Genomic DNA, 15,775 nt, shown 5'->3' with positions numbered 1-15,775 from the left:
GGTGGGTAAATCTTGGGCAAGTCATTGCCAAGTCGACCACGAGGCCAGCCAAGCAGCGCCCTCATTGAGCTAACTCAAGCTGGTCCGACGATCTCAGGCTATTCAAGGCATTCGATCGGACCGTTGAGATATGGCGCCTAACAATGCGTGGCCCCGCAGTATTTGCTATCGCCGCCCTGCTTACGCTTGCTGCAGGCGGATATATCTACTGGACGCAAGTGATGGCGGTGCAGACCCCTGTCGGGCTTGCGACCGCCAACGGCCGCATCGAAGTGACGCGCGTCGACATCGCCTCCAAATTGCCCGGGCGGGTGGCGCAAGTCCGCGTCAAGGAAGGTGATGCCGTTGAGAAGGGCGAGCTGATCGCCGCGCTCGATACCACGGAGCTGCGCGCACAGCTTGCCGGCGCCAAGGCCGCGGTTCAGCGCGCCGCAGCCTCCATCACCCATGCCGAGGCCGACATCAATATCCGCAAGGCGGAGTACGACTTGGCCGAGATCGAGACGCAGCGCGCGACGCGTCTTGAGCAGACGTCCGCCGGAACCAGGGCCGATCTCGAACGGCGCCGCGCACAAAGCCTCGTCGCCGCCGCACAAATCGAGGGTGCGCGCGCGGCGATGGTCGAAGCCAATGCGGCCAGGGAGGCCGCCGATGCCCAGGTCGCGCAGATCGAGGCGACGCTCAGCGATTCCGAACTGCACACGCCGGTGTCGGGCCGTGTCGAGTACAAGCTTGTGCAGGCCGGCGAAGTGGTCGCGGCAGGCGGTCGTGTGGTCACTATCCTCGATCTCTCCGACGTCTACATGACCGTCTTCCTGCCGACCGGCGAGAGCGGCCGGATCGCACTCGGCTCGCAGGCGCGCATCGTGCTCGACTCGGTTCCGAACGCCGTGTTCCCTGCCACTGTCTCCTTCGTCGCTGCCGAGGCGCAGTTCACGCCGAAGACGGTCGAGACGCAGAACGAGCGGCAGAAGCTGATGTACCGCGTCAAGCTCGCCATCGACCCGAAGCTGCTCGACACCTACCGGGACTATGTCAAAGCCGGCCTCAGCGGCAACGCCTATGTCCAGGTGACTCCGAACGCGACTTGGCCCGCCTGGCTTGCCATCCGGCTGCCCAATGTCGCCGGCTGAGCCTTTCGCCGTTGAAGTCAGCGAGGTCGCCTACCGCTACGGCAAGGTAACGGCGCTGGCCGACATCGGCCTGTCCGTCCGCGCCGGCAGCGCCACGGCGCTGGTCGGGCCTGACGGCGTCGGCAAATCGACCCTGCTGGCGCTGATCGCCGGCGTCCGCCGCTTGCAGGCCGGCAGCATCCGGACACTGGGCGGCGACATCGCCTCGCGCGCCCACCGCGACGACATCATGGCGCGCATCGCCTACATGCCGCAGGGCCTCGGGCGCAATCTCTATCCGAGCCTATCGGTCGCCGAGAACATCGATTATTTCGGCCGCCTGTTCGGCCAGTCGGCGACCGAGCGCGCGGCTCGCATCAAGCAATTGTTGAGAGCGACCGGCCTTGCTCCGTTTCCCGACCGGCCGGCCGGCAATCTCTCGGGCGGCATGAAGCAGAAGCTGTCGCTGTGCTGCACGCTGATCCACGATCCCGACCTGCTCATCCTCGACGAACCGACCACCGGCGTCGACCCCCTGTCGCGGCGACAGTTCTGGCGGCTGATCGACGACATTCGCGCCCAGCGTCCGCAGCTCACAGTGCTGGTCTCGACCGCCTATATGGAGGAAGCCGAGCGCTTCGATCACGTCGTCGCCATCGACGCCGGCCGCGTGCTCGCGCAGGGCGCTCCGTCCGAGCTCCTCAAGCAGACCGGAACCCAGCACTTCGAACAGGCCTATATCGCGCTACACGGCGGCAGCGTCGCACCTGAGATGGTGCCCATCGCGCCTTTGCCACCGAGCGCTGACGACACGCCGGCCATCGTGGCCGAGGGGCTGACGCGCCGGTTCGGCGACTTCGTCGCCGTCGATCATGTCAGCTTCAGCATCCGGCGTGGCGAGATCTTCGGGTTCCTCGGCTCGAACGGCTGCGGCAAGACCACGACGATGAAGATGCTCACCGGCCTGTTGGACATCAGCGACGGACGCGCCGAACTGCTCGGACGTCCCGTCGAGGCGGGCGACCTCGCCACGCGCCTGCGCGTCGGCTACATGTCCCAGGGCTTCTCGCTCTACGAGGAGCTGACAGTCCGCCAAAATCTCGAGCTGCATGCGCGCCTCTATCGTATTGCGGAAGCGGAGGTGAAGCAGGTTGCCGATCGGGCCCTGGAACATTTCGGCCTGGTCGAGGCGGCAAGCAGCAAGCCGCCGAGCCTGCCGCTCGGCATGCGGCAGCGGCTGCAGCTTGCTGCGGCATGCCTGCATCGCCCCGAGGTGATGATCCTCGACGAGCCGACCTCCGGGGTCGATCCCGCCGCGCGCGACATGTTCTGGCGCCTGCTTGGCGAGTTGTCCCGCCGCGACGGCGTGACCATCTTCGTGTCGACGCATTTCATGAACGAGGCCGAGCGCTGCGATCGCGTTTCCCTCATGCACGCCGGCAAGGTGCTTGCTGTCGGCACGCCAAAAGAGCTGCGGCAGGCCAGGAACACGGCCAGCCTGGAGGACGCGTTCATCGCCTATCTCGAAGAGGCCGATCCCGACGGGACGGTCGACGAAGGGGCGCACGCCGTCTGGACGACGTCGGCGGCAGCCCGTCCGCTGCCGAATGACAGCCTGCGGGCATCGCTGCGCCGCATGTGGGCATTCAGCTACCGCGAGATGCGCGAACTGCTACGCGACTGGGTACGACTGGGCTTTGCGCTGCTCGGTCCGCTGCTGCTGCTTCTGACCTTTGGATACGGCATCACCTTCGACGTGGAGAACCTGTCTTTCGCCGTGCTCGATCGCGACCACAGCGCCGACAGCCGGCAACTGGTCGAGAGCTTCGCCGCCTCGCGCTATTTCAGACAGATGACGCCCCTGCACAGCGAGACGGAGGTCGATCGTCGTCTGCGCGCCGGCGACCTGCGCCTGGTGATCGACATCCCGCCCGGCTACGGCCGCGATCTCGTCGCCGGCCGCCAGCCCGAGGTCGCCTTCTTCCTCGACGGTGCGACGCCCTTCCACGCCGAGACGACGCGCAACTACGTGGACGGCATCGTGCTCTCCTATGTCGAGGACCTCGCGCGCCGCACCCGCGGCGCTGTGCCGAAGCTCGTGGCGGCCTCGCTCGAGCCGCGTTTTCGCTATAACCAGGATTTCCGCAGCGTGTTTGCGCTCACGCCGGGACTGGTCATGATCTTCATGGTGCTCTTCCCGTCAATGCTCGCCGCCCTCGGCGTGGTGCGCGAGCGCGAGCTCGGATCGATCACCAATCTCTACGCCTCGCCGGCGACGGTCGCGGAGTTCCTGCTCGGCAAGCAGCTGCCCTACATTCTCTTCAGCTGCGCGAGTTTCGTCAGCCTCTTGGTGCTGGCGAGCCTTGCCTTCGGCGTAATCGTCAAGGGCTCGGTTGCCGCGCTCGCGCTGGGCGGCCTGCTCTATATCTTCGCCTCTACTGCCTTCGGCATTCTCGTGTCCGTCTTCGTGCGCAGCCAGGTGGCTGCGATCATCGTCACCGCCATCGTCAGCACCGTCCCGGCGATCAATTTCTCCGGCTACCTCTACCCGGCCGCCGCCCTGCAGGGCAGCGGTCGATTCATCGGCATGAGCTTTCCCTCGCTCTGGTTTCAGAACATTTCACTGGGCACCATCACCAAGGCGCGCAGCTTCGTCGAACTCTATCCGAACCATCTCATCCTGCTCGCCTTCGGTCTTGCCTATCTCGTGGCCGCGAGCCTCTTGTTGCGCAAACAGGACGGCTGAAATGACCCGCTGGCTCTCCAACGTGTTCCGCCTCGGCGTCAAGGAGCTTGCGAGTCTCGCAAGTGACGTGGTGCTGGCCTTCTTCGTGGTCTATTCCTTCTCGTTCAGCGTCTATAGCGAATCGACGGGGATCACGACCGAGGTCAACAACGCACCGATCGCCATCGTCGATTCCGATCGTTCGGTGCTGTCCACCCGCATCGCCGACGCGCTACTGCAGCCCTATTTCCGCCGTCCGGTCCCGGTCGACCGTTCTGCCGTCGACCGCCTCATGGATGAAGGCCAGTATGCCTTCGTGCTCGACATCCCGCCACGGTTCCAGGCCGATGTGCTGAACGGGCGCGATCCGGCGGTGCAACTCAACATCGACGCCACGGCCATGACACAGGCGGCAGTCGGCGCCGGCTACGTGTCCTCGATCCTGCAGCAGGAAACGACGAACTACCTGCATTCCCGCGGCATCGCGCGCGAACTCCCGCTGCGCAGCGTCGAACGCGCCTTCTTCAATCCGAACCTGGAAGGCTTCTGGCACATGGCGATCAATGCGCTGGTGGAGAACCTGACGATGCTGACCATCCTGCTGGTCGGCGCGGCGGTCATTCGCGAGCGCGAGCGTGGCACCATCGAGCACCTCCTGGTCATGCCTGTCCGCGCGCACGAGATCGCCGTCGGAAAGATCTGGGCCAACGCGCTGGTGGTGGCATTCTTCGGCACGCTCTCGCTGCTTGTCGTGATCAAGGGCATATTGCACGTGCCGATCGCGGGCTCGATCCCGCTATTCGTCTCCGGCATGGTGATCTATCTCTTCGCCATCGCCTCGCTCGGCATCCTTCTCGCGACCATCGCCAACACCATGCCGCAGTTCGCGCTGCTCGCGATCCCGGTGTTCCTCATCCTCAACATGCTGTCGGGCGGGGCCTCTCCGCTCGAAGCCATGCCGCAGCCGCTCCAGGTCGCGATTCAGATTTCGCCGGCCGTGCATTTCGTGCAGTTCACGCAGTCGGTGTTGTGTCGGGGCGCCAGCATCGACCAGGTCTGGCCGCATCTCGCCGCGATTGTCGGGCTTGGCGCAATCTTCCTGGCGGCCGCACTTGCCCGATTCCGCCGGATGCTGGCGCGGGCGCAGTAGATCCTGGGAGCTGGCTGGGGCGGGAGGGATCGAACCTCCGAATGGCGGAATCAAAATCCGCTGCCTTACCGCTTGGCTACGCCCCATCAGGCAACCACGGGAACGACGGACGGGCTGGCACCCGCAGATTCCCTTTGGTCGCAGCCGGTCTATAGGGTGCGGCGCGGCATTTCAACCGCCTGGAGGGGCAAAATACCACCGTCCGGGGCGCGGTCGCGCCACACCTTAATATAGGCGGGGGCAAAGGCCCGATGCGGTCCCGTATCGCACCCATTGAGGCCTCAGCCATTTCATGGGAATACGACGGCAAACCTGTCCTCGGGAGTGAGCCATGACCTACCGCGCGCCGATCTCTGACATGCTGCTGTCGCTCAACCATGGCGCCGGCCTCAAGGCCGCCGTGGACGCCGGCCATTACGGCGATTTCGACGCTGACATTGCTGCTGCCGTGCTGGAAGAGGCCGGCAAGTTCGCGACCGATGTGCTGGCACCGCTGAACAAAGTCGGCGACGAGCACGGCATCAAGCTCGATGCCGGCAAGGTGACGACTGCGCCGGGCTGGCCGGACGCCTACAAGCGCTGGACCGAAGGCGGCTGGAACGCGGTTTCGGGCCCGGAAGGTTTTGGCGGCCAGGGCCTGCCGATGGCGATCAACGCCGCCTGCACCGAGATCTGGAGCGCCGCCAACGTCGCGTTCGGCCTCTGTCCGCTGCTGACGGCCTCCGCGATCGAGGCGCTGGACGCGCATGGCAGCGACGAGCTGAAAAAGATCTATCTCGAAAAGCTCGTCACCGGCGAATGGACCGGCACGATGCAGCTGACCGAGTCGCAGGCCGGCTCCGATGTCGGCGCACTGCGCACCCGCGCCGAAAAGCAGGCGGACGGCACCTATCGCATCAAGGGGACGAAGATCTTCATCACCTATGGCGAGCACGACATGACCGACAACATCGTGCATTTCGTGCTGGCGCGCCTGCCCGATGCGCCCGCGGGCACCAAGGGGATCTCGCTGTTCCTGGTGCCGAAATTCATGGTCAATGCCGACGGCTCGCTTGGCGCGCGCAATGATATCTTTGCCTCGGGCGTCGAGCACAAGCTCGGCATGCACGCCTCCCCTACTTGCACCATGACCATGGGCGACCATGGCGGCGCGATCGGATTCCTGATCGGCGAAGAGAACCAGGGCATGCGCTGCATGTTCACGATGATGAACCAGGCCCGTCTCGGCGTCGGCCTCGAAGGCGTCGGCGTCGCCGATCGCGCCTATCAGCTGGCGCTGTCTTATGCGCAGGAGCGCAAGCAGGGCCGCGCCATCGGCAAGAAGGGCGACGGCTCGGATGCGATCTTCGTGCATCCCGACGTCAAGCGCATGCTGATGCGGATGCGGGCCCAGACTGCGGCCGCGCGCACCATCTGCTATGCGACCGCGGTCGCACTCGACGTCTCCATGCGCGCCAGGGATCCGAAGGTGCGCACTGAAGCCGCCGCACGCGCCGCGCTGCTGACGCCGATGGCGAAGGGCTATTCCACCGATATCGGCAACGAGGTCGCCTATCTCGGCGTGCAGATCCATGGCGGCATGGGCTTCATCGAGGAGACCGGCGCCGCCCAGCATTATCGCGATGCGCGCATCACCGCGATCTACGAAGGCACCAACGGCATCCAGGCGATCGACCTCGTCACGCGCAAGCTCGCCGCCAATGGCGGTGCATCGGTGTGGGCGCTGCTCGATGAGCTCTCAGCCATTGTGAAGCAGGTCGAGGCGTCCAACGATCCCGCCTTCGGCACCACGGGCGTGAAACTGCGCGAGGCGCTGGAGGCCTTGAGGCGCACCAGCAAGTGGCTGCTCGAGCGCGTCACGTCTGCGCCGAACGAGGCGCTGGCCGGCGCGACGCCGTATCTGCAGCAATTCGGTGCCACGCTCGGCGGCTGCATGCTGGCCTCCGAGGCGCTTGCCGCGAAGAGTGAAGGTGTTGCGGATGCGCAGCGCTACGTCTCGCTCGCGCGCTTCTTCGCCGAGAACATCACCGTGCAGGCAGGCGCGCTCGAGCGCACCGTGACGGAGAGCGCGGAGTCGGTCGCGGCGGCGGATGCGGTGCTGTTGGGGTAGACCCGTCATCCCCGCGCAGTGGCGAAGCCATTGTCGCTGGTACGAGCCATGCGACGCAAAGCGCCGCGTGGGGAGCCTCGAAGGATGACCGGCCGAGATGTTGCAGCCGGGCCGTCGCCCTTCGAGGGACGCTGAAGAAGCGGCCACCTCAGGGTGACGGTGATAGATTGCGCGTCTGCTCCGCCCTCTTCCCCGGCCGCCACAGCACGATGCCGGCGGCGACGACATCGAGCACCACGCACATCGCAAAGGCCATGGTGTAATCGCCGCTCACGCTGCGCACGAGGCCGACGAGGCCGGGACCGAATGCGCTGACAATGCCGCTGATCGACGTTCCCAGCCCCATCGCGGCAGCGAAGGCCGCACTGCCGATCTCGCGCTGGATGATCAGGGGCGGAAACGTGATCATGTTGCCGATCGAGAAGCCGTAGACCGCGCAGCACAACAGCAGCACGATCGGGCTCTGGCTTTGCAGCAGCACCAGCAGCGCCGCAGCCTGGCTGATCATCGACGCCGAGCAGGCAAGCCGCGGATCGAGCCGGTCGACGAACAGGCCGAGCGTGAGCCGGCCGACGACCGCCATCGCGGCCATGATGGTGACCGCGAGGCCCGCACTGGCGCGGCCGATCAATGGTTGGAGAAACGTCACCTGGTGGATGATGAATCCCATCTGCGCCAGCAGCGCGATCGCGATCGGCAGCACCATGGTCCAGAATGATGCATTGGCGAGCAGCGTCCGGCGCGAATGACGCGCGGCCTTGCCCCCGCCGGAAGCACCTGCCGCATGCAGCGACGCGCCGACCGGCCAACCGGTGAAGACGACAACCACCGGCAATACCAGCACCACCATCACGACGGTCGCCGCCAGCATGGCCGAACGGAAGCCGATGCTGGTGCTCAGCGCCAGCAGGACGGGAACGAGGATGATGCCGCCGCAAGTGGCGCCGTTGAAGGCGAGGCTGAGCGCGAGCCCGCGCCGTCGCTCGAACCAGGAGTTCAGCACGGTGGCGATCACCACCGAGCCCATTCCGGTCCAGCCGACCGACATCAGCGCATAGGCGAGATAAAGCTGCCACGGCAACTGCATCAGCCCGAGCAGTGCGGTCGATGCGCCAAGCGCGGCCAGCCCGCACAGGATCAGCGCGCGCAACCCGATGCGGACGAGCAGATCGTCGGTAAAGATCACGAGGACGGCGCTCAGCAGGAACGAGAAGGTGCTGGCCGAGGACACCAGCGTGCCGGACCAGCCATGAGCGCGCTGGAGCTCGGCGAGATACACGCCCTGGCCATACAGGCCAAAGCCGAACATGAAGAAGGCCATCAGGAAGCAGGCCAGCACCACGCGCCAGCCGCGGTAACGCAGCGAGGACTCGTCAACCTCCGTTGCGGCGATCATCGTCAAATATCGGCCTGATGGAACGAAACAGCTGATCGTGACGTACAACCACCGGTTTTTCAAATGAAACGTTGTAGCCAATTGTTGCAATGCGCAAATCGTCGCAGGAGGCGCGATGCAGCCTTCGCTGCTGGTTTGTTCCCCGACACATGCCGCTATCTGGCGGGGTGTCATGCAACCACTCGACGGCATCACTGCCGAAATGATCGCGCGGCAGGATTGGCACGCCTGCGGGATCATGTAGGCTCAGCTGTGCAAGACTCGCCAACGGCAGGCGCCGCGGCGATCGCAGGGAGTGCTCATGCCGAACGGCAACATCATCGTCACCGACGAGCGCGGCACACGCGTCATCACCCTGCGCCGTCCCGGCAAGAAGAACGCGATCACGCAGCACATGTATCGCGAGATGAGCCGCGCGATCGACACCGCGCAGAACAACCCCGACATTCGCTGCATGATCATCACCGGCGGCTCCGGCGTGTTCACCGCCGGCGACGACATCGATGACTTCATGCACGCCGATGCGGCGCGTCCGGAGACGTTGTCGGACGGTGTCAAATTCCTCTATTCGCTGGCGCTCAACGTCAAGCCGATCATCGCCGCCGTGGACGGCGCCTCGATCGGCATGGGCACCGTGATGCTGTTTCACTGCGACTATGTGCTCGCTTCCAACGCCGCGACCTTTTCGGCGCCCTACATCAATCTCGGGCTCGTGCCGGTCGGTGCCGCGAGCCTCCTGATGCCGAGCACCATGGGTTACCAGCGCGCCTTCGCCATGCTGGCGATGGGCCGCAGCTTCACCGCCGCCGAGGCCCATGCCGCCGGCTTCGTCAATACCGTGGTCTCGCCGGGACATACCGAGGTGGAGGCCCGCAAGGTCGCGCGCGAGATCTGCCGGCTGCCGGCCGAGGCCGTCGCAACCTCGCGCAAATTGCTGCGCACCCCGCCGGAAGAGCTCACCCGCCGCATCGATCAGGAGGGCCATCTGTTCGGCGAGCGGCTGAAATCGGATGAAGCTGTCGCCGCGTTCAATGCGTTTGCGAACAGGAAGAAGCGGTAGATAACGAGAACCTTCGTGAAATCTTCGCGCGGAGCGACTAATCTTGTTCCATGCGATACCAATCGATCCTTGCCACGCTTGCGCTCGCGCTCTGCGCCTTGCCTGCCGCGGCGCAGACCGCAGCGCCCGTCGAGCTGCGGATTCTCGCGATCAACGATTTCCACGGCAACCTCCGTCCGCCGCCGGGCGGCATTCGCATCAATGACCCTGAAGACAAAACCAAGAAGGTGATGGTCGCCGCCGGCGGCGCCGAATACATGGCGACGCTGGTCAAGCAGCTGAGCGAGGGGCACAAGAACACCATCTTCGTCGCCGCCGGCGATCTGATCGGGGCGAGCCCGTTCCTGTCGGCGATGTTTCATGACGAGCCCTCGGTCGAGTCGCTCTCGATGATGGGGCTCGCGATCACCTCGGTCGGCAACCATGAATTCGACGAAGGCAAGACCGAGCTGCTCAGGATGCAGAATGGCGGCTGCCATCCCGAGGACGGCTGCCAGGGGCCGCATGCTTTCCTAGGTGCCAAATTCCACTATCTCGCGGCGTCCACCGTGGAGACCGCCACCGGCAAGAGCGTGCTGCCGCCCTACGAGATCCGCGACTTCGAGGGCATCTCGGTCGCCTTCATCGGACTGACCCTGAAGGAGACCGCCGGCATCGTCTCGCCCAAGGGCATTGCCGGACTGGAATTTCGCGATGAGGCCGAGACGGTGAATGCGCTGGTGCCGCAACTGAAGGCGAAAGGCGTCGAGGCGATCGTGGTGCTGATCCACCAGGGCGGTGAGCCCGCAGGCGATTACAACGAATGCCCTGCCATCACAGGGCCGATCGTCGACATCGTCAAAAAGTTCGACCGCGCGGTCGACGTCGTCGTCAGCGGCCACACGCATCGCGCTTACGTCTGCGAGATCGACGGGCGGCTCGTCACCAGCGGCGACAAATACGGCACGCTGGTCACCGCGATCGACCTCAAGCTCGATCCTGCGACCCGCGACATCGTCAGCGCCAAGGCCGAGAACGTCATCGTCGCCAATGCCTCGCTCGCCAGGGATCCCGAGCAGACCGCGCTGATCGACGCTTATGACAAGCTCTCGGCGCCGATTGCCAACCGGCCGGCCGGATCGGTGACGCAGACGCTGTCGCGCGTTCCGAACGAGGCCGGCGAAAGCGCCCTCGGCGACATCATTGCGGATGCACAGCTCGCCGCGACGAAGGATGCCAAGGACGGCAGCGCGGTCATTGCGCTGACCAATCCCGGCGGCATCCGCACGGATCTCATCCCGAAGGAGAATGGCGCGGTGTCCTACGGCGAGCTGTTCGCAAGCCAGCCGTTCCGCAACCGCCTCGTCACCATGACGCTCACGGGCAGTCAGCTCAAGGACATGCTGGAGCAGCAATGGCTCGATCCGAAGCGGCCGCGAATCCTCCAGGTCTCGATCGGATTCAACTACAGCTGGGACGCGTCAAAGCCATACGGTGAGCGCATCGTGGCCGACAAGATGACGCTCAACGGCAGGCCGATCGAGCCGGCCACCGGCTACCGCGTGACCCTCAACGACTATCTGGCGGTCGGAGGCGACGGTTTTACCGTCGCCAAGCAAGGCACTTCGCCGCAATATGGCGGGTACGATTCCGACGCACTGTTTGCCTTCTTTAAGGCGCATGGTCCGATCGGCCCGTTGCCGCCTACCCGCATCGTGCGCGTCAATTGATCTGGATCAAACGGGCCTGAACGGGCGGCCCTTTGCCATTCCGGAGGGAACGCCTAGATTGGGTTTTGCATTGCGTTTTGGCGCCGGATGCGCCAAGCGACGTCGAGAGTACGTTCCCAGCGAGGCCGACCTGATGAGCACGCTTCTCCTTTCCCACAAGGCTTGCCTCGACCACGTCACGCCGCCGGGGCATCCCGAGCGCCCGGACCGCCTGCGTGCAGTGGAGGAAGCGCTGTCGGTCGAGCGCTTCCAGTTCCTGGCGCGCGATTTGGCGCCGGAGGGCGATCTCGATCTCGTCACGCTTTGCCATAACGAGCATTACGTCACCGAACTGCGCCACGTCGCGCCGACAAGCGGCCAAGTCTATCTCGACGGCGACACCTCGATGTCCCCTGGCACGTGGGAAGCGGTGATGCGCGGCGTCGGCGGCGCAGTGGCCGCGACCGAGGCTGTGATGAACGGCGAGCACCGCAACGCCTTCGTCGCGGTGCGCCCGCCCGGTCATCACGCCGAGATCGGCAAGCCGATGGGCTTCTGCTTCTTCGACAATGTCGCGATCGCCGCGCGCCACGCGCAGCGCAAATACGGCATCAAGCGCGCGGCCATCGTCGATTTCGACGTGCATCACGGCAACGGCACCCAGGACATCTTCTGGTCGGATCCGACCGTGATGTACTGCTCGACCCATCAGATGCCGCTGTTTCCGGGCACCGGCGCCAAGAGCGAGCGCGGCGATCATGACACCATCGTCAACGCGCCGCTGGCGTCTGAAGACGGCGGGCCCGAATTCCGCTCCGCGTTCGAAAACCTGATCCTGCCGCGGCTGGAGAAATTCAGCCCCGAGCTGCTCATCATTTCCGCCGGCTTCGACGCGCATTACCGCGATCCGCTGGCCTCGCTGAATTTACGCGGGGAGGATTATGCCTGGGTCACGCGCAAACTGATGGACCTTGCGGACAAGTCCGCAGGCGGCCGCGTTGTTTCTGTGCTCGAAGGCGGCTACGACCTGCAAGGACTGAAAGAATCTGTTACGGCGCATGTCGGCGCCCTGATGGGCGCTTGAGAGACCCGCCACATTAAGCCCGCAAAACTCTGCTGTTTTGCAGCAGAAGCGAATCGGGCAATCGGAAACGGATATGGCCGAAAATACCCAAATCGACGTCTCCCGGCTCACCTTCGAGCGCGCGATCGAGGAACTCGAGACGATCGTGAAGCGGCTCGAGGACGGCAAGGTGCCGCTCGAGGAATCCGTCACGATCTACGAGCGCGGCGAAGCCCTGAAGCGGCGCTGCGAGGAGCTGTTGCGCCAGGCCGAGGCGCGCGTCGACAAGATCACCACCGATGCCAGTGGCCAGGCCGCCGGCACGGCCCCACTGGACGTGCAGTAAGGGCGCGCGCAGCCCCCCGCCTCGCGCATCGGCCGCCTGCAATTTTTCAAGATCGCACGCCCCCGTTTTGGCTGGGCGTAAGGACGCCGGGCGCCAGGCGGAAGAGTTCCCGCGCCGGTGTTGTCATCCCGCGAAATTCCACCGAAAAGGCTGTTCTTGTGCCCAGAATCCTGCCAAGGAACCGGGCAGGATTGGAACCTTCCTACCGGCGCCGCGATTAACCAAATTGGCCCGCCGGTTGCACCTGCATACCCGTAATCGGCCCTGTGGGTTGGCTTTGGCCCAAGCTTTGGTGTAAAGCTGCGCGGAGTGTGGCTTTTTGTTAGCCTTGACGTGGGGACCGATTTTCGATGTCAAGTGCTTCAAATCGCTGATGAATTGGCTGGGACGGACGAAGCCGATCTACGTGACAGGGATCACAGAGACTGAACCGGAGCGCACTTAAGCTCACCTAAGCTTGAAGACGGGGCTTTGCCCCATGCAGGTGGCTCCGACGGTTTAAGGACTCGCGCTGCGCCGATATTGTGCAAACCCATCGCGCACCGGAATGACCTTCCGGCGCTGACAAATTGGAAATCGCCGTGAACGCATACAGTAAAACGCCGCTTCTCGACACCATCCGGACGCCGGAAGACCTGCGCAAGCTCAAGGTCGAGCAGGTCCGCCAGGTCGCCGACGAGCTGCGGCAGGAAACGATCGATGCCGTCTCGGTGACCGGCGGTCACTTCGGCGCGGGCCTCGGCGTGGTCGAGCTCACCACCGCGATCCATTACGTCTTCGACACGCCGCGCGACCGGCTGATCTGGGACGTCGGCCATCAGGCCTATCCGCACAAGATTCTCACCGGACGCCGCGACCGCATCCGCACGCTGCGCACCGGCGGCGGCCTCTCCGGCTTCACCAAGCGCAGCGAGAGCGATTACGATCCGTTCGGCGCCGCACATTCCTCGACCTCGATCTCCGCCGGTCTCGGCATGGCCGTCGCGCGCGACCTCTCCGGCGGCAAGAACAACGTTATCGCCGTGATCGGTGACGGTGCGATGTCGGCGGGCATGGCCTATGAGGCCATGAACAATGCCGGCGCGATGAACTCGCGCCTGATCGTGATCCTCAACGACAACGACATGTCGATCGCGCCGCCGGTCGGCGCCATGAGCGCCTATCTGTCGCGCCTCTACTCCGGCAAGACCTATCGCACGCTGCGCGATGCGGCCAAGCAGATCAACAAGCGCCTGCCCAAGATCCTCGCCAACCGCGCCAACCGCGTCGAGGAATATTCCCGCGGCTTCATGATGGACGGCGGCACGCTGTTCGAGGAGCTCGGCTTCTATTACGTCGGCCCGATCGACGGCCATAATCTCGACCATCTCCTGCCCGTGCTGAAGAACGTGCGCGACATGGAGACCGGCCCGATCCTGGTCCACGTCGTGACGCAGAAGGGCAAGGGCTACGGCCCGGCTGAAGCCTCCGCCGACAAATACCACGCCGTCGTCAAATTCGACGTCGCCACCGGCACGCAAGCCAAGGCCAAGCCGAATGCGCCGGCCTACCAGAACGTGTTCGGCCAGAGCCTCGTCAAGGAAGCGCAGAAGGACGACAAGATCGTCGCCATCACCGCGGCGATGCCGTCAGGCACCGGCGTCGACATCTTCAACAAGGCGTTCCCGGACCGCACCTTCGACGTCGGTATCGCCGAGCAGCACGCGGTGACCTTCGCCGCCGGTCTTGCGACCGAGGGCTACAAGCCGTTCTGCGCGATCTACTCGACCTTCCTGCAGCGCGGCTACGACCAGATCGTCCATGACGTCGCGATCCAGAACCTGCCCGTGCGCTTCGCCATCGACCGCGCCGGCCTCGTCGGCGCCGACGGCGCGACCCATGCCGGCTCGTTCGACAACGCCTATCTCGGCTGTCTGCCCAACATGGTGATCATGGCTGCGGCTGATGAAGCCGAGCTCGTGCACATGGTGGCGACCCAGGTCGCGATCAACGACCGTCCGAGCTCGCTGCGCTATCCGCGCGGCGAAGGCCGCGGCATCGAGATGCCCGAAGTTGGGATCCCGCTCGAGATCGGCAAGGGCCGCATGATCCGCCAGGGCAACAAGATCGCCCTGCTCTCCTTCGGCACGCGTCTGGCCGAATGCGAGAAGGCGGCCGACGAGCTCGCCGCCCATGGTCTCTCCACCTCGATCGCGGATGCGCGCTTCCTGAAGCCGCTCGACACCGAGCTGGTGCTGAAGCTTGCCCGCGACCACGACGTGCTGATCACGGTCGAGGAAGGTTCGGTCGGCGGCTTCGGCTCGCATGTCGCGCAATACCTGACAGACCAGGGCGTGCTCGACACTGGCATGGTCAAATTCCGCACGATGGTCCTGCCCGACGTGTTCCAGGATCACGACACGCCGGCCGCGATGTATGCCCGTGCCGGTCTCGACGCCAAGGGCATCGTCGCCAAGGTCTTCGAAGCCCTCGGCAAGGATGTGAAGACCGAGACGGTCAAGCTCGCCTGAGGCGAGCTTCGACCTTCCGCGAACCAGCGCGACGTTCATGAAAATCTATCTGGCAGGTCCCGACGTGTTCCTGCCGGATGCGGTCGAGATTGGTCGCCGCAAGGCGGAGATCTGCACCGCGCACGGGCTCACCGGTCTCTACCCTCTCGACAACTCCATCGACCTCACCGTTTCAGACGCCTCGCGGCAGATCTTTTGCGGCAATGAGGCGATGATGGACCACGCCGACGCCATCATTGCGAACCTGACGCCGTTCCGCGGTGCCGGCGCGGATCCTGGCACCGTCTACGAGCTCGGCTACATGGCCGGCCGCCGCAAATTTTGCCTGGCCTACTCCAACGATCCCGCCACCTATGCCGACCGCCTCGGCCGCTTCATGGACGTCACCACCGAGGGCGGACGGCTGGTCGATGCGCAGGGGCTGACGGTCGAGGATTTTGGCCTCGTCGACAACCTCATGATGATCCACGCGCTGGAGCTGCATGGCTGCCCGCTGGTGACGCCGGCAGCTCAGCCTGTCGACGTCTGGCACGATCTTGCCGCGTTCGAGACTTGCGTCCGGATGGCGGCCGCGCGATTGATCGCTACATAGCGCTTCAGTCACCCCGGAGAGAT

General features: G+C 64.8%; 12 protein-coding genes and 1 tRNA gene. 10 read left to right on the top strand and 3 right to left on the bottom strand.

Annotated features, from left to right (window positions below; genetic code table 11):
* Positions 1–221: 221 nt before the first annotated feature.
* Genes L6637_RS09940 through L6637_RS09930 form a run of 3 tightly spaced genes read left to right on the top strand, consistent with a single transcriptional unit; the run spans position 222 to position 4,987 of the window.
* Positions 222–1,133: an HlyD family secretion protein gene (locus tag L6637_RS09940; protein WP_237870359.1), complete on the top strand. Its 912-nt coding sequence runs from the start codon at positions 222–224 to the stop codon at positions 1,131–1,133.
* Positions 1,120–3,858 carry a ribosome-associated ATPase/putative transporter RbbA gene (gene rbbA / locus L6637_RS09935; protein WP_237863508.1) on the top strand — a complete coding sequence of 913 codons (2,739 nt, stop codon included), beginning with the start codon at positions 1,120–1,122 and terminating at the stop codon, positions 3,856–3,858. The genes L6637_RS09940 and rbbA overlap by 14 nt, the downstream gene beginning before the upstream one ends.
* Before the next feature lies 1 nt (position 3,859).
* Complete coding sequence (locus L6637_RS09930) at positions 3,860–4,987, top strand: ABC transporter permease (RefSeq protein ID WP_237870357.1); 1,128 nt, start codon at positions 3,860–3,862, stop codon at positions 4,985–4,987.
* A gap of 11 nt (positions 4,988–4,998) precedes the next feature.
* Here the strand turns inward: L6637_RS09930 and L6637_RS09925 are convergent.
* Positions 4,999–5,073 (bottom strand) — tRNA-Gln (locus tag L6637_RS09925).
* Positions 5,074–5,318: 245 nt separating this feature from the next.
* On the opposite strand from L6637_RS09925, the gene L6637_RS09920 reads away from it, so the two are divergent.
* Positions 5,319–7,097, top strand: coding sequence for an acyl-CoA dehydrogenase family protein (locus L6637_RS09920; RefSeq protein ID WP_237863506.1), 1,779 nt, complete (start codon positions 5,319–5,321; stop codon positions 7,095–7,097).
* 148 nt (positions 7,098–7,245) lie between these two features.
* On the opposite strand, the gene L6637_RS09915 is transcribed toward L6637_RS09920, so the two are convergent.
* Positions 7,246–8,493: an MFS transporter gene (locus L6637_RS09915; RefSeq protein ID WP_237870355.1), complete on the bottom strand. Its 1,248-nt coding sequence runs from the start codon at positions 8,491–8,493 to the stop codon at positions 7,246–7,248.
* Entirely contained in the window at positions 8,471–8,761 is a 291-nt protein-coding gene (locus L6637_RS09910) for a hypothetical protein (protein WP_237870353.1), read from the bottom strand. Before L6637_RS09910 ends, L6637_RS09915 begins: the two co-directional genes overlap by 23 nt.
* 33 nt (positions 8,762–8,794) lie before the next feature.
* On the opposite strand from L6637_RS09910, the gene L6637_RS09905 reads away from it, so the two are divergent.
* The 6 genes from L6637_RS09905 (at position 8,795) to L6637_RS09880 (ending at position 15,752) form a co-directional block, all read left to right on the top strand.
* The gene (locus L6637_RS09905) at positions 8,795–9,553 is read left to right on the top strand and encodes an enoyl-CoA hydratase-related protein (protein ID WP_237870351.1); all 759 of its coding nucleotides are present in this window, start codon (positions 8,795–8,797) and stop codon (positions 9,551–9,553) included.
* A 50-nt stretch (positions 9,554–9,603) separates the two neighbouring features.
* Positions 9,604–11,262, top strand: a complete 1,659-nt coding sequence (locus L6637_RS09900; RefSeq protein WP_237870349.1) for a bifunctional metallophosphatase/5'-nucleotidase — start codon at positions 9,604–9,606, stop codon at positions 11,260–11,262.
* Positions 11,263–11,395: 133 nt separating this feature from the next.
* A complete protein-coding gene (locus tag L6637_RS09895; RefSeq protein WP_237863502.1) occupies positions 11,396–12,325 on the top strand; it encodes a histone deacetylase family protein in 930 nt (309 codons plus the stop codon).
* A gap of 73 nt (positions 12,326–12,398) precedes the next feature.
* Positions 12,399–12,650: an exodeoxyribonuclease VII small subunit gene (locus L6637_RS09890; RefSeq protein WP_027554315.1), complete on the top strand. Its 252-nt coding sequence runs from the start codon at positions 12,399–12,401 to the stop codon at positions 12,648–12,650.
* A 581-nt stretch (positions 12,651–13,231) separates the two neighbouring features.
* Entirely contained in the window at positions 13,232–15,160 is a 1,929-nt protein-coding gene (gene dxs, locus L6637_RS09885) for a 1-deoxy-D-xylulose-5-phosphate synthase (protein ID WP_237870347.1), read from the top strand.
* A 37-nt stretch (positions 15,161–15,197) separates the two neighbouring features.
* Positions 15,198–15,752 carry a nucleoside 2-deoxyribosyltransferase gene (locus tag L6637_RS09880; RefSeq protein ID WP_237870345.1) on the top strand — a complete coding sequence of 185 codons (555 nt, stop codon included), beginning with the start codon at positions 15,198–15,200 and terminating at the stop codon, positions 15,750–15,752.
* The last annotated feature ends 23 nt before the right edge of the window (positions 15,753–15,775 follow it).

It is taken from the genome of Bradyrhizobium zhengyangense (genome assembly GCF_022012435.1).
Classification (GTDB): Bacteria; Pseudomonadota; Alphaproteobacteria; order Rhizobiales; family Xanthobacteraceae; genus Bradyrhizobium; species Bradyrhizobium zhengyangense.
Note: the sequence above shows the minus strand (reverse complement) of the source record. Positions and strands in the feature narration are given on the sequence as shown.